The following is a 15,239-nucleotide window of genomic DNA, read 5'->3' on the forward strand; positions in this document are numbered from 1 at the left end:
ACTATTAAATTTTCATCATTAGTGTACGTTAAAAAGTTTATCAGAATAATTGGGGCAATTCTTACTGATAGAATTTTGTAAAAATCTTACGGAGCATTTTAATCCCTTATTATATGTTTTTTGCTTATGATCATTTGTGTTATTTTTTCCAAATGCTCCGTTTGATTTTCTTGTACAAAGAGAAGCAAAAATGATGTGAAAACAAAAAAAGCAGCATACCATCGGTATACTACTTTTTATTAAAGTTTTGATATTGTGTGGGTTAAATTTATTTTATTAAATTTTTCAACCAATTTTCCATATTTTCTTCTGTCGGAATATTGAATTTTTTACGAAGATTTTGTTTTCTATTTCGTACTGTATTGATCGATTTAAAAGTAAATGTTGCAACATCTTTTGTATTAAATCCTAAAAATGTGTAAGCACAAAGAATCAATTCACTAGCTTTAAGACTCGGTCTGTAATCCAGTAAGCATTTTTGAAACTCAGGATATACCTCCTGAAAACGAAAATAAAATGACGGATCATTTTCTTTTGCGAGATTCATTACTTCGAGATATGCATCATTCACTTTTTCTCTAAGTTGTTCGGCTTCAGTATTTTTTATAGAGATGATTTCATCTTTTTTACTAAGATTATCTGTGACTTTATGGATGAAATCTTCTTTCTGCATAATGCGTTTTTTTAGTAATCTATAAATAATGAAGCATATTATAATGAAAACTAAAATGCCTAAACCGATCAACATGAATTTCTTTCTTTGTGCTGTCTTATATTCACTTTCCTGGTCTGCTAAAACTATTTTGGAAGCTAAGTCTATATTTTTACTTTGCTCAGAATTTAATTTATTTTGCAATAAGATGTATTGTTTTTGATATTGGCTTTTCTTCTCAAAATCGCCTAATTTTCCGTATAATTCTGAGATTTTTCGATACAGATCATTGTTAATAAAATTATATGGACTTATGGATTGTTGTTTGATATTTTCTATAGCTTTCAGATAATAATTAATAGCTACTTTCAAATTTTCCTTTTGGGAATAAAAATCTCCAATGTTAGTAAAATCCATGAAAAGGGCATTTTCACCATATTTTTGATTGATTTTAATACTCTTTTCAAAATAATATAAAGCCGAATCAGACTTCTTATCAAGACAATCTGTACCAATATATTTGTATATATCAGATAATTCAGCATAAACTTCTTTTTCTGGAAATTTTTTTAACTCTCTTAATGAAAATTGGGAATATATTTTAACAGAATCTGGTTTGCTTACTCCTAAATTCAAATAAGCTCTTTGCCTTAAGATAGCAGATTCTTTATCATTTTGATTTTTTAAAAGCTCTATAATTTCCGGTAATTCTTTATAAAACTGAGAAGTGAGTCCAAGTCCATAATAATTGAAAGCTTTTACCTCTTTTATCTGAGCTTGCATCAATTTACTTTTTTGGTAATAAGGTTGTTGAGTAGCCTTTTGAATATATTCGAAACTTTTTTTTGGCAGCTCCAGAAAAGATAAAGCACTTGCTATAGAGTAGCAACTTTCGGTTATTTTTTGAGAATCTCCAGTTTCTTTAGATAATATATATGCTTGCTCAGCATATTTTAACTGATCCAAATTTTTGAATCTTTTTCTACTATTTTGTGCTCTTAATAGTAATTCATCAATCTGTTTATATTTATTGTTCTGACAAAATCCTGAAATAGAAAATAAAATAAAAAAAGCAAATAATAAATGTTTAATTTTTTGATTCATAGTGACTTTTGCTTTTTAAATTAGAATTCGATATGATATTTAAAATTAAGGATAATTTGTGGTATCATCTTGTAAAAATTCTATTTTCGCATTATATTCTTTTTTGTTTTAAAATATCCTATTAAAAATGTTAATGCTTGGAAAAAATAAAGGCAAAGGTTTAAATTTAATAACAGAAAGGCAGTGATAAAGGATGAGGTATCTCTGCCTTTGTAAGCTGTTATTAATTCATCATTTGTGTTTTTTTGTCAAAACCAATTTCATTGGTGATTTTCATCATTTGTTTTTTTTGAAAATCTATGTCGAGTTATTTGGGGCTGAACCCGACACAGAATTTTTCTTTCATTTTTACTTTTTACCAATTGATTGGTGATTTTCATCATTTGTGTTTTTCGAAAATCTATGTCGAGTTATTTGGGGCTGAACCCGACACAGAATTTTTCTTTCATTTTTACTTTTTACCAATTGATTGGTGATTTTCATCATTTGTGTTTTTCAAAAATCTATGTCGAGTTATTTGGGGCTAAAACCCGACACAGAATTTCTTTTTTCATTTGTGTTTGTGTTGAAAAATCAATTTCGCTATTGGTTAATTTTTTTCTTTTTGAATCATTTGTGTTTTAAAATTATTCTCAAATGCTTCGATTGATTTTCTGGGACAAAGAGAAAAAAAATTCATCAAAACACAAAAAAAATAGTATACTATTTATATACTATTTTTGGTTAAATAATTGGTTTTTAGTTGAATAAATTATTTTCTTTATTTTTCACCAGTTAAATTTCTTAACCAAATTCCCATATCTTGTTCCGTTGAGAGGTTAAATTTTTTTCTTAAATTTTGTTTTCTATTACGAACAGTATTCACAGATTTGAATGTGTAATCTGCTACATCCTTAATATTAAAACCTAAAAAAGTATAGGCACACAAAACAAGTTCTGATGTTCGAAGTCCCGGACTAAATTCCAATAATTTTTTTTGGAAATCCGGATAAACTTCCAGAAAACGAAAATAAAACGATGGATCATTGTTTTTAGCAAGATCTATCACTTCACCATAAGCATCGTTTACTTTTTGTTTTAGTTCTGTTGTTTCGATATGTTTTTGAGAAATAAGATTTTCTTTTTCCTGTAAAGTATAGGTAACCTCAGAGATAATTGTTTGCTTGTGTTGTAATTTTTTGTGTAAGATTTTATAAATAAAAAACATGAAAATAAGTAAACCTGCAATGCCACCAAAAATCCAAATATTTTTTTTTCTTTGATTATCGTCGAATTCTTTTTGCTTATCTTTTAAAATTGTTTTTACAATATAATCTATATTTTTAGAATTTCCGGTTTCCAATTGAGCTCTTTTCTGATCAAAAATTTTACTATATTTTATATGATTTTGCTTATCTCCTAAAAGCTCATATAATTCCGAAATATTTTTATAAGTTCTTATATTGTAAGGTTCGTTAATGGAATTTTTTTCTTTAATGGATTTTAAATAAAATTCCAAGGACTTTGGATAATCATCTATACTGTAATAATAGTCTCCAAAGGATTGATATTGTGGCTGTAAAGTAGCTGATTTGTATTTTGTAGCTAATTCGAACGACTTATTATAGTAATAAAATGCCGAATCGTAATTGCTTTTCTTTTGATCTTTTGTGAGTTCGGGATTAATATCATTTTTCTTGATAGAAAAGGTACCTCTCCTAATATAATAGTAGGATAAATTTTCGAGATTAATTTTTTCTGGAACTTTTCGAAAATTATTTTCTGCCAATTTGTAAAAAATAAATGCAGAATCGAAATCTTCTTTTGTATTTTCATAATATCCTGCGATACTAGAGTACAACCTTCCTCGAAGTTCGTTGGCTTCTACACTGTTTTCATTTTCAATAATTTTTATAGCTTTTAGTTCTTCTTTTAAAGTCTGGCTAAGTCCTGTAATATAATAATTATAAGATTTTATATCCAGAATTTTTGCTTGAAGAACCTTATCTTTTTGAGTATATTTTTCTTCAGAAGCTTTATTTGCATAATAAAGACTTTCTTTTGTGAGAGCAAGATCAGACAGGATGGAGGAAAGTCTGTAATAGCCTTCGGCAAGATATTTTGAATCACCTTTTTTGAAAGCCAAATTTTTTCCCAACAAAGCATAATTAAATGCTTTTAGATTATCATAATTTTCAAAGGCTTTGTCGGACCTTTTATAAAAATCATCTATTTTATTAAGCTCTTTATTTTGACAGAAAATCAATTCTGAAAATAAAATAGCAAATAGATATATACAGTTTTTAATGAGTGAGTGTGATGATATCATATTTAACTTTCGCCCCTTAAAGCTTTTATGATTGATTATTAGTTTGTAAAGATAATGTTTAAATTAGGAAAATAAATTAACATAAAAAAAACCGGTAAACTTTACCGGTTTTAAATTTTCAATTAATCTCTTCTTCAAATGTTTTTCTCCATTTTGCGAGCGTTGTTCTGCTTATTTTATACTTTTTAGACATGAAACTTGTTGAAAAACCATGCTTTTTCTGATATTGTAATAATTTCAGCATCGTTTTTTTGTCATAAGTTTTCAGTTTTTGGTTATTTCTTAGACTTTCTTTGGTATGTTTAAAAACCAATTCATTAAAATTAAGAACATCTTCCGTAGTCTTTAAATTTTTTAGAAGTGACTGAATTTTAGGATCTTGTAATTTATCAGGATGCTCTTGCTTCAGCATATCCTGGTAAATTTTCATATAATTGGGACGCATTCGATTTTTCTGTTTTTAATTTGTATCATTCTTTTGAAGCCATCTGTGAAGCGTGCTTTTGGGAATAGAATATTCTTTAATTACGTCACTCTGAGTCATTTCTCCAGATTGAATTCTTTTAATAATAAATTCCTTAATTTCCTGTGTATAGATATTTTTCCTGAAATAAGGAATTTTTTCAGATTTTTGCGTTGCACTTTTATTTACAGCCGACGGCGGTGAATAAAGGATAAGATGTGAACTATACAACCTAAAAAAATCGTACTCCAATAATTTCGACCATCTTAAAAGGAGATCAGTATCTATTGATTTGCTTGTATAAACTTTTTCAATAAATTCTTCGTCTTTTTTCAGAAAATTACAAATTCTTTCAATTGTAATCCCCTGATCATCCACTCTCTCTTTAATAAATTGTCCTATGTGTATTTCTTTGTATAACATTTTATTAAATAAACCTTAGCTTTTATTAAACAATTTGCATGCAAAAACAAAACAGGAAAGTAAATTTTTAGTTTCAAATTTTATTAAAATATAGCGTAATAAAAAAAAATTAAGTAAAATAGAATCAATATTTATATCAATAATGTCAAGATCTTTCACAAGATCCTTAAAAATTATAAACAAATTTAGTAGGTCAGATTGTTGATTTTGATTTATGTCCTAAAGAATTTTTGCGCATTCATATCAAACTTCGTCAATGCTTTCAGCGATCATCCTTTTAATATCATCCATTTCGCTTAGTAAAATCTTTATATTTTTAAACTCTTTTTGATAAAAGTAGAAATAATATATTATTACCTGTTTAAAGCTTTTTCCATGCAATTTTCTCTTTATAAATTAAATTTTTAATTGTCGTCTTATTATGCTTTAAATTTTTAATTTATTACTCTAAATTATTTAAAAATTTACATAAAAATAAATAACGGCTTTGAAACCAAATATAGAAAAAATAGAGTTCAAATCAAAAAAATGAATTAAAAAATTTTGTTAAAAATTAAATCTGGTTAATGATACCACAAAATATATGGATGGTATGGTGAAATAATTCACTAAGGTTCATTTACGAAAAAGATAATATTAATGCGGATTTTTTATTGAAAATTAAATTATGAAACTTAATGATTGTGTAAAAAAAATCAACTCCATACCTTTGTAGTTCAATGAAAAATATTATCACTTTATTCGATTTTTCGAAGAAAATAAATTATAAAAATGAACTTTTAGCAGGATTCACAGTCGCAATGACTATGATTCCGGAGTCGCTTTCGTTCGCCATTCTTGCAGGACTTTCCCCTTTAACCGGACTTTATGCTGCTTTCATGATGGGTTTGGTAACCGCTATTTTGGGAGGTCGTCCTGGAATGGTTTCTGGTGGAGCAGGAGCAACAATCGTTGTATTAATCGCTTTAATTAAAACTCACGGTGTAGAATATCTCTTTGCAACAGTAGTTTTGGCGGGTATTTTTCAACTATTGGTTGGGGTTTTCAAGCTTGGAAAATTTGTAAGACTTATTCCACAACCTGTAATGTACGGTTTTTTAAATGGTTTAGCAGTCATTATTTTTATGGCACAAGTCGAACAATTTAAAATTACAAACTCCAATGGAGTTACTAGTTGGTTACAGGGTACATCTTTATTTATAATGTCGGGATTGGTTGCTTTAACGATTGCGATTGTTTACTTTTTCCCAAAAATCACAAAAGCAGTTCCCGCTTCTTTAATTGCTATTTTAATAGTTTTTGCAGTCGTTTTAGGTTTTAATATCGATACCAAAACAGTTGCAGACATTGCCCATATCGGTGGAAATCTTCCAAGTTTTCACATTCCGAGTATCCCTTTTTCAATAGAAACTTTGCAAATTATTTTTCCGTATGCCTTGATTATGGCCGGAGTCGGCTTGATTGAATCACTTTTAACGTTATCAATGGTCGATGAAATAACCAATTCTAAAGGAAGTGCGAATAAAGAATCTGTTGCGCAAGGTATCGCAAATATTACCAACGGTTTCTTCGGTGGAATGGGTGGTTGTGCGATGGTTGCACAAACTTTGGTAAATTTAAATGCAGGTTCAAGAGCAAGACTTTCGGGAATTATTGCTGCGACTATGATTTTAATTATCATTTTGATTGGAGCGCCATTTATAGAAAAAATTCCGATGGCTGCCTTGGTTGGTGTGATGATGATGGTTGCAATCAGTACTTTTCAGTGGGTTTCAATTAGAATTGTCAACAAAATGCCGAAATCCGATATTTTTGTTGGAATTACGGTTGCTTTAATTACGATTGTTCTTCACAATTTAGCTTTGGCAGTTTTGGTTGGAGTAATTATCTCTGCATTGGTTTTTGCATGGGACAATGCGAAAAGAATTCGTGCAAGAAAGTATATTGACGAAAGTGGTGTTAAATATTACGAAATTTCCGGGCCATTATTCTTTGGTTCTGTTACAACATTTACGGATAAATTCGATCCTATGGACGATCCCGAACAAGTGGTTATTGATTTTAAGGAAAGCCGAATTGTTGATATGAGTGCCATTGATGCTTTAGATAAATTATCAAAAAAATACAGTCAACTTAATAAAAAACTTCATTTAAAACATCTCAGCGAAGATTCTATTAAAATGTTGAAAAATGCCGAAGCTGTAATCGAGGTAAATATTCAGGAAGACCCAACTTATAAAGTAATGCCTGAAAAGTAGGAGAGTTTTAGGGTTTGAGAGTGGGAGTGTTTTTGTGTTTGTAGTCCCAAAGGAACGATTTAAAACAGGATCGTATAAAATGCGATCAAAGTAAATGTTGGATATTGGAATCAATAAATCATAGAGAAAAAATTGTCAATTCACCATTGAACATTCACCCAATAACCCAAACAAGGACTGCAAAATAAAATTTACAGCCCTCGTTTTTAGGTTACTAATGTATTAGCAATAAAATCAGGCACCAAAGCATAGTGCGACAATTTCATGCTGATCGAAGCTCTACCGCTCGTCAACGTTCTCAGATCAGAAATATATCCGAAAGTAGAAGCCAAAGGAACTTCTGCCGTGAAGATTTTTCTTCCTGATTTTTCATCAATTGAAGTAATAATTCCTCTTCGTTTGTTGATGTCCGCAGTCACAACTCCGGTATAATCCTCGATCGTTTGAATCTCAACTTTCATAATAGGTTCCATTAATTTCGGTTTACAAGACTTTCCAATCTCTCTGAAACCATCTCTTGCTGCAAGTTCAAAATCCAAAGCATGAGAATCATTACTATGAGTTGACCCATCCAAAAGCGTCACTTTCATACTTTCCAAAGGATTTCCGCTTAAAACTCCGTGTTCCATCGCTTCTCTAAAACCTTTCTCGACAGACGGAATAAATTCACTCGGAATCACACCACCTTTAATTTGATTAATGAATTCCATACCGATTTCATTATCTTCTCGAGGCCCGATTTCAAAAGTGATATCGGCAAATTGTCCGCTTCCACCGTTTTGTTTAGAAAGTTTTTCTCTGTGTCGTCTTGTTTCCGTTAAAATTTCCTTGTACGAAACTTTCGGTTTTCCTTGATTGATTTCAATTCCATGATTCAACCGGATTTTTTCTAAAGTTACCTCAAGATGCAATTCTCCCAAACCACTCAACAAAGTTTCTCCCGTTTGTTTGTCTCTTTCAATAACCAACGACGGATCTTCTTCCTGAATTTTCGCTAAAACCAAACCGAAAGATTTTTCATCAGCATTCGTTTTCGGCTCAATCGAAACTCGGATAACCGGAGCTGGAATCGTGATAGATTCAAGCAAAACAGCTCGTTCAATGGATGATAAAGAATCACCTGTTTTCGCATCTTTTATTCCTGTCAAGGCAACGATATCCCCCGCTTTTCCTTCTTCAATCGTTAACGTTTTGTCCGACTGCATCTGTAAAATCCTAGAAATCCTAAAACTTTCACCTGTTCTCACATTCTGAACCGTGTCACCGGATTTTATCTTTCCGGAATAAATTCTCAACATCGAAAGTTTACCCATATGTTTATCAATAACCACCTTGAAAACCAATCCTGAAAAAGTTTCTTCTTCATTTCTTTCCAACTCAATTGTTTCTTCTGTTTTCGTCTCTTTTCCTTTAACAGAAGACAATTGATTCGGAGCAGGAAGATAGCTTACAATTGCATCAAGTAAAGGTTGAACGCCTTTGTTTTTAAACGCAGAACCGCATAAAACCGGAACTAAACTTCTTGACTGACAAGTTCTTTGTATCGCTTCAAAAATCATTTCCTCAGAAATTTGAGTTTCAGAATCAAGGAAGTATTCAAAAAACTTTTCATCAAATTCGGCTAATGTTTCCATTAATTTCATTCTCCATTCATTGGCTTCAGATTGATAATTTTCAGGAATATCTTTCTCTACAATTGTTTCTCCATTTTCATCAATCCAATACAAAGCTTTTTGTTTGATTAAATCGATAACTCCTTCAAAATTGTCTTCAGAACCGATCGGAATTTGTAAAGCTAAAGGAACAGCATCCAGTTTGGTTTTAATTTCATTTAAAACAGCAAAGAAATCGGCGCCGATCCTGTCCATTTTATTGATGAAACAAATCTTGGAAATTCCATGTTTCTCGGCTTGAAACCAGACATTTTCCGTTTGTGGCTGAACTCCCGAAGAAGCACAGAAAACGGCAACAACGCTGTCTAAAACTCTTAACGAACGTTCAACTTCCACCGCAAAATCAATGTGTCCCGGAGTATCAATGATGTTGATATTGAAAATATGATCATCTTTTTTCCATTGTGTGGAAATCGCTGCAGATGAAATCGTTATTCCTCTGCTTTTCTCCTGAATGTCTTTATCCATTGTAGTATTTCCTTCATCAACATTTCCGATTTTGTGGATCATTCCTGTATAATACAGCAATCTTTCCGTTAAAGTTGTTTTTCCTGCATCGACGTGTGCTATTATCCCTATGTTTCGTGTGTTGTATTTCATTTTGTTTAATTTAAATTGTTGATTTTTAAGGCTGTATTTAAATTTTTTAAGCACAAAAATTCCATGATCTTACATTTTGTTTCAGTAAGAAATTCAGTGTTGTTTGCGTTAAAAATTATTGACAACCTTTTCGAATGTAAAAAGCTGAAAAGTAGGGTAGCAAAAAAGACCTATCTGAACAGATAGGCCTTCAATATGTTTTGTTTAATAAAGGTCGATCGTTATTCAGATAAATATTTAGTGCTACCAAAGTACACAGCTCTGATAGGATTGCTTAAAGTTATAATATTTATCATTTTTGTTGACATTGTTGATTCTTAATCGGTTGCGAAATTAGAAAAAATATTTTAACGGCAAAAACTTTTTTAATTTTTTTAAGCGACCGAAAAATCGAAGAAATAAAAACCTCGGTTTATGTTCAGCAAATGATAGCGGAACGCCTTGGCTGAGTGAAGCGCCTTTGCGAACGAAAATATGCCCAATAATTTTAAAAAAATCTTTGCGGACTTTGTGTTTAAAAAAAAAGAATTTTCCGCCATCAAATATTAAATTCAAACTAAGGAAAATCATAAAAATATCTTAAAACAACAAACTACATTTACACATTAATTTAAAAATTCTATCTTTGGGATGAATAGACAAATTTTAAACACGAATTGATGAAAGCAAACAATAACCATTTAAAAATCTTTTTCAAGAAAAAAGCTAAATAAAACTTTTAACTAAACCATTTTGAAAACAGATATCGACATCCACAATAACTCACATTTTTCTTTTGATTTGTGGCTTACCTTAATAAAATCTCATCCTGAATTTAAAGCAAAAAGAGTTGAGCTGTTCTCCTCATTTTTTGACGTAAAAAAAACGATTGAAGAAGTTGCAAAAGTCGTAAAATATTATGACGATCTTTGTAATTCTATTAATGAGGTAATTGGGGGTAATGTAGACACTTTTGAAATATATTTATTGATCTTGAATGCTTTAGAAGTAGATTTAAAACAAGTAGATAAGAATCAATTAAATCAATTTTACCAAAAAAGTGAAGACTTGTTTTTGGAATATCAACCCGTTGTGATTTTCGAAAATTTACACCAGTTTTTTGATGAAATTAAAAATCAGGGAAAAACGATTAATATTCTGAGTAATACAGGCTTTATCAAAGGAAAGACAATGAGAAAATTCCTGATCAACGAAGACCTGGATCAATACATCGATTTCCATATTTATTCCGATGAAATCAATTGCTCAAAACCTAATCCTCAGATTTTTCAGGAGGTGAGAAATTTAATTAAAAATCAGGATTTAGATTTAAAACAAATTTTACACATTGGTGACAATCCGATCGCTGATTACAAAGGGGCAATAGATTTTGGTTTCAACGCACACTTACTTAAACACAAGATATAATTATGAATAAAAGGTACAGCTTACACCACATTCATTCGGCGGATGAATTTACCTTTTCACCCACGGAATACAGCTATTTCAAGTATGGCGATAAGTCGTATGCTGAGAAATTTGCGAAAGAATTATTCGAAGGATTTGTTTCTGAACACGAAGAAATTTTAAATACAGATAAAGATATCATTGTATTGCCAAGTCCGTACATGGCAATTCCGACGGCTTCTAATTTTTTATGTTTTTACTTTAAAAAGCATCTGGATTTTTATTTATTTCAGAAAGGAAAAAAATCAAGTATTTTATCGAAAATTAACAGAAATCATACGTATACGACTGATTACGGAAATTTAAGTTTTGAAGATCGTAAAAATTTGATTGCCAATGACACTTATTATCTTGATAAAGATTTTCTTAGAGGAAAACTTTGTATTTTTATAGATGATATTAAAATCACAGGAAGTCATGAGTTTACAGTGAATAAGATTTTGGATCAATACGATGTAGAAGCCGATTTTTTATTCATGTATTATGCTGAATTGATGAATTTTGAACTCGATCCTAAGATTGAAAATTATTTTAATTATTATGCGGTAAAAAATGTAGAACATATCGCAGAAGTAATGTTAAAGCCTAGTTTTCAATTTAATACAAGGATTGTGAAATATATTTTAGGCTTAGATTCAAGTAATTTTGAGTATCTTACGTCTAAAGTAACAAAGGAACATATGGATAATTTATTGGAACTGGCAATCAGCAACAATTATCATTTAATAAAAGAATACGAAAACAATATAAACACTTTAACGCAAACCGAATTATATTATGGCTATTAACTTACAGAAAGGACAGAGAGAAAATATAAATGCACCTAAATTCACTGTTGGACTTGGATGGGACACCAACAATACATCTACAGGAACAGGTTTTGACCTTGATGCATCTTTATTTTTATTAGGTGAAAATAAAAAGTTAATTTCTGATAATCACTTTATTTTTTACAACAATCTTGAATCTCCGGACAAGGCTGTGATTCACTCTGGTGATAACTTGACAGGTGATGGAGCAGGAGATGATGAGCAGATTAAAATTGATTTAACTAAAATTGATCCTGCTGTAAAAGAAATCACTGTCGTAGTGACGATTCACGAAGCAGATGCAAGAAGACAAAACTTCGGACAGGTGAGAAATTCTTTCATCAGAATTTTTAATACAGATACGAACGAAGAAATTTTGAAATATGAATTAGACGAAGATTTCTCTATCGAAACGGCAGTAGAATTCGGAAGAATCTACAACAGAAACGGAGAATGGAAATTCGAAGCAGTTGGGGCTGGACAAAGAGAAGGTCTTGAAAAATTTGTATCAATTTATCAATAATTTACTATGGATAATCAAGAAAATCAACCGATTGATCCACTTGGATCTATTGAACCTTTAAAGACATTTGAACCCACTCCAATGGCGCCACCAACTCCGGCAACGCCAAGTATGCCACCTGCACCGCTTGTGGACAGAGAAGGAAATGTAAATCTTACACAATTACAGTCGGAAGAGAGAAAAAAATACGAAGTTCTTGCAGATTCTATTGATGAAACAAATCCGGGATCAATCGTAAACTTTGGAGCAGATCTACAAAGAACGTTATCGAACCAGAGTGATAGTTTCCTTGGAAATGTAAGAAGATCAAATTCAGGAGAAGTGGGTGAATTGATTAATAATTTACTTGTTGAACTGAATTATGTAGATGTTGAAGAATTAAATCAAAATAAATTCAAAAGTTTTTTAAGCAAATTACCTTTCATGAAAAGTGTAATGACGCAGATCGAGAATTTATTTGCTAAATATGATAAAATTATCAACAATATCGATCAGATTGCTTATAAAGTAAACGCAGGAATCATTACATCTACGAAAGATAATGCTGTTTTGCAGACGATTTTCGAAAGTAATGTAAATGCAATTAAGCAAATCGAAGAGCTGGTCATCATCGGAAACCTGAGAATGGAAAAAGCCGGAGCACAATTGGCTCACATGGAAGCAAATCCACAGGAATTTCAGGATTATCAGATTGCGGATAAGAGAGATTTTATCGCGAGATTAGACAGAAGGCTGGCGGATCTTAAAGTGGTTCGTTTAATTATGATGCAGTCTCTTCCGCAGATCAGATTAGTTCAGAACAACAACGTTTCGATTGCGGAAAAAGCACAGACCATCTTGACAACAACGTTGCCTCTTTGGAAAAACCAGCTTTCATTGGCGGTTGCAATGTACAGACAACAGCAAAGCATTGAAATTCAGCAAAAAGTTTCGGCTACAACGGAAGAAATTTTGAGAAAAAATGCAGAACGTTTAGGTCAGAATTCTGTGAATGTTGCAAGAGCAAACGAACAGACAATTGTTTCTGTAGATGTTTTGAGAGAAACAACTGCGAAATTAATCAATACATTAAACGAAGTGAAACAAATCCAGAAACAAGGTGCAGAAGGAAGAAGAAAACTGGATCAGGATTTGATGACTTTGGAACACGAACTAAAAGCAAACGTAAGAGGATAATAACGGGATGAAAAAGTGAATGATGATGCTGTAAACATACTATCTCAGAGCAAAAGAAGATTAACGAAACTTAAGCTTCTGGCGAATTTTTTTGAAAATGTTGATATAATTTCTATCTACATCAAGACGGATATTATTCACAACCTTTTTCAGGAAAATAAGGGATTGGACTACAGTAAACTTGAGCTTTTTCATCTGCAATTTACCGACAGTCTCATTGAACTTTTAACTAAAATTAAAAGACAAAAGGAAAATGATATGTTGGCGGTTCTCAATGAAATTGATGTCAATAGCAAATACATTTCCGGTTTCGAAGAGAAGCGTGTAGATGGTTTTGAAACAGACAGGAAAATGTACAGTAGTATTTTTTCGAATCAACTGAAAAATCTGTATAAAGATTTAACGGAAGATAAATTCCGTTTGAATTGGGATAATGTTTTGTATTTCTATAAAAAATACGCAACAGAATTCTACAGATCGAATGTTGATGAAGAATTATTGAAATCCGGAGCTTTTCCAGCGTATCAATATCAGGATTATCAGATAGAGAGAAAGTTGTTGGGAAGGCTTAATATTCAGAACTTTAAAGTTCGTTTTGTTTGTGGTTATGTAATTTCCGGAAATGAATATGAATTGTTTAAAATTTTTCAGTCCGACGATCAGTTTATTTTTGATCTTGAAGGCAAAAAAATGTATTTAATTGATCCTAAAAAACTGGAAAAACTAGATACAATGCCCAACGAATCGAATCAGGGAACGATTATAAATCAACTGAAAAAGAAAAATGAACAATTGGAAGAAACAATGAACGAAAGGAAAAAAATATTACCGGAACAAGTGGTGAACGTGTTGAAAGATTATATTAAAAATCTCGAAAATACAGACATCATGAGCAAAATGTTTGACATCAATGAAGAAACCAATATTCTTCGCGCAATGCTAAATTTGAATTTGAATAATAATTAAAGAAAAAAAGAAGTTTAAAACAGATTTTTTTCGCCAAAACAAAATAATAATATAAACATAAAAAGATGGCTATTAACTTACAAAAAGGTCAAAGAATAAACCTTACGAAGGAAAACGGAACGACTCTTTCACAAGCTTGTGTAGGGATTAATTGGGGAGCAATCGAGAAAAAAGGATTTTTCGGAGGTGTGACAAGAGAAGCGGTAGACTTAGACGGAAGCTGTATTTTATATGATTCTAATAAAAATGCAACCGAAGTTATTTATTTCGGAAATTTAAAATCCAAAAACGGAGCTGTTAGACACAGTGGCGACGATTTAACTGGTGACGTTAACGGAAACGACGGTCTGGATAATGAAGTTATCACAGTAGATTTCAGCAATTTGGAATCAAACGTAGAACATGTTGCTTTGGTTTTAAACAGCTACAAAGGTCAGGATTTCGGAACAATTCCTTTCGCATCCATCAGAATTTACGAAGGGACACCGACAAATGTAAGAGAAGTTTTCGCTAAATACGACATCGCAAACGATGCTTCTTTCAGAGGTCATGTTGCCATGGTAATGGGTGTTTTTTACAAGAGAAACGGCGAATGGAAATTCAACGCAATCGGAGATCCTACAGCTGACAGAAAATTACAGGAGACAATTGAAACTGTAAAACAAAAATATTTGTAAAAATATAAAACGTTTAAAATTATATCAATAGGAACGGGCTTTAGCCTGTTTGATAAAAAATAGGTTTCCGATTCGGCTTCAGCCAAAACTTATTAATTGAATAAATTTTAAAATAAAAATTAAAACTTAGCAATACTTGTATTCGTACAACTATTGCTTTT

At 31.2% G+C, this 15,239-nt stretch carries 12 protein-coding genes; 7 read left to right on the forward strand and 5 right to left on the reverse strand.

The window, feature by feature from the left end:
• Positions 1–268: 268 nt before the first annotated feature.
• From ACKX2A_RS15735 to ACKX2A_RS15750, 4 genes are all read right to left on the reverse strand, one after another.
• On the reverse strand, positions 269–1,756 hold the full coding sequence (locus ACKX2A_RS15735) for a hypothetical protein (RefSeq protein WP_415325720.1): 1,488 nt from the start codon (positions 1,754–1,756) through the stop codon (positions 269–271).
• Between the two features lie 760 nt (positions 1,757–2,516).
• On the reverse strand, positions 2,517–4,064 hold the full coding sequence (locus tag ACKX2A_RS15740) for a helix-turn-helix transcriptional regulator (protein WP_415325722.1): 1,548 nt from the start codon (positions 4,062–4,064) through the stop codon (positions 2,517–2,519).
• A gap of 118 nt (positions 4,065–4,182) precedes the next feature.
• Positions 4,183–4,494 (reverse strand): helix-turn-helix domain-containing protein, encoded by a 312-nt coding sequence (locus ACKX2A_RS15745; protein WP_415325724.1) that lies wholly within the window; start codon positions 4,492–4,494, stop codon positions 4,183–4,185.
• A gap of 30 nt (positions 4,495–4,524) precedes the next feature.
• Complete coding sequence (locus ACKX2A_RS15750; RefSeq protein WP_415325726.1) at positions 4,525–4,950, reverse strand: transposase; 426 nt, start codon at positions 4,948–4,950, stop codon at positions 4,525–4,527.
• Positions 4,951–5,669: 719 nt separating this feature from the next.
• Here ACKX2A_RS15750 and ACKX2A_RS15755 point away from each other — a divergent pair.
• On the forward strand, positions 5,670–7,208 hold the full coding sequence (locus ACKX2A_RS15755) for a SulP family inorganic anion transporter (RefSeq protein WP_415325728.1): 1,539 nt from the start codon (positions 5,670–5,672) through the stop codon (positions 7,206–7,208).
• Between the two features lie 206 nt (positions 7,209–7,414).
• On the opposite strand, the gene fusA is transcribed toward ACKX2A_RS15755, so the two are convergent.
• Positions 7,415–9,481: an elongation factor G gene (gene fusA / locus ACKX2A_RS15760; protein ID WP_415325729.1), complete on the reverse strand. Its 2,067-nt coding sequence runs from the start codon at positions 9,479–9,481 to the stop codon at positions 7,415–7,417.
• A gap of 732 nt (positions 9,482–10,213) precedes the next feature.
• Between fusA and ACKX2A_RS15765 the strand changes: the two genes are divergently transcribed.
• The 6 genes from ACKX2A_RS15765 to ACKX2A_RS15790 all read left to right on the forward strand — a co-directional run bounded on the left by ACKX2A_RS15765 (position 10,214) and on the right by ACKX2A_RS15790 (position 15,078).
• Entirely contained in the window at positions 10,214–10,888 is a 675-nt protein-coding gene (locus ACKX2A_RS15765; RefSeq protein ID WP_415325731.1) for an HAD family hydrolase, read from the forward strand.
• Positions 10,889–10,890: 2 nt separating this feature from the next.
• The gene (locus tag ACKX2A_RS15770; RefSeq protein ID WP_415325733.1) at positions 10,891–11,715 is read left to right on the forward strand and encodes a phosphoribosyltransferase family protein; all 825 of its coding nucleotides are present in this window, start codon (positions 10,891–10,893) and stop codon (positions 11,713–11,715) included.
• Positions 11,705–12,259, forward strand: coding sequence for a TerD family protein (locus ACKX2A_RS15775; protein WP_415325735.1), 555 nt, complete (start codon positions 11,705–11,707; stop codon positions 12,257–12,259). The genes ACKX2A_RS15770 and ACKX2A_RS15775 overlap by 11 nt, the downstream gene beginning before the upstream one ends.
• Positions 12,260–12,265: 6 nt before the next feature.
• Positions 12,266–13,435 (forward strand): toxic anion resistance protein, encoded by a 1,170-nt coding sequence (locus ACKX2A_RS15780; RefSeq protein WP_415325737.1) that lies wholly within the window; start codon positions 12,266–12,268, stop codon positions 13,433–13,435.
• 15 nt (positions 13,436–13,450) lie between these two features.
• A complete protein-coding gene (locus ACKX2A_RS15785) occupies positions 13,451–14,401 on the forward strand; it encodes a hypothetical protein (RefSeq protein ID WP_415325739.1) in 951 nt (316 codons plus the stop codon).
• 65 nt (positions 14,402–14,466) lie between these two features.
• The gene (locus ACKX2A_RS15790; RefSeq protein WP_415325740.1) at positions 14,467–15,078 is read left to right on the forward strand and encodes a TerD family protein; all 612 of its coding nucleotides are present in this window, start codon (positions 14,467–14,469) and stop codon (positions 15,076–15,078) included.
• Positions 15,079–15,239: the final 161 nt, after the last annotated feature.

Source organism: Chryseobacterium sp. MMS23-Vi53, from assembly GCF_047651245.1.
Classification (GTDB): domain Bacteria; phylum Bacteroidota; class Bacteroidia; order Flavobacteriales; family Weeksellaceae; genus Chryseobacterium.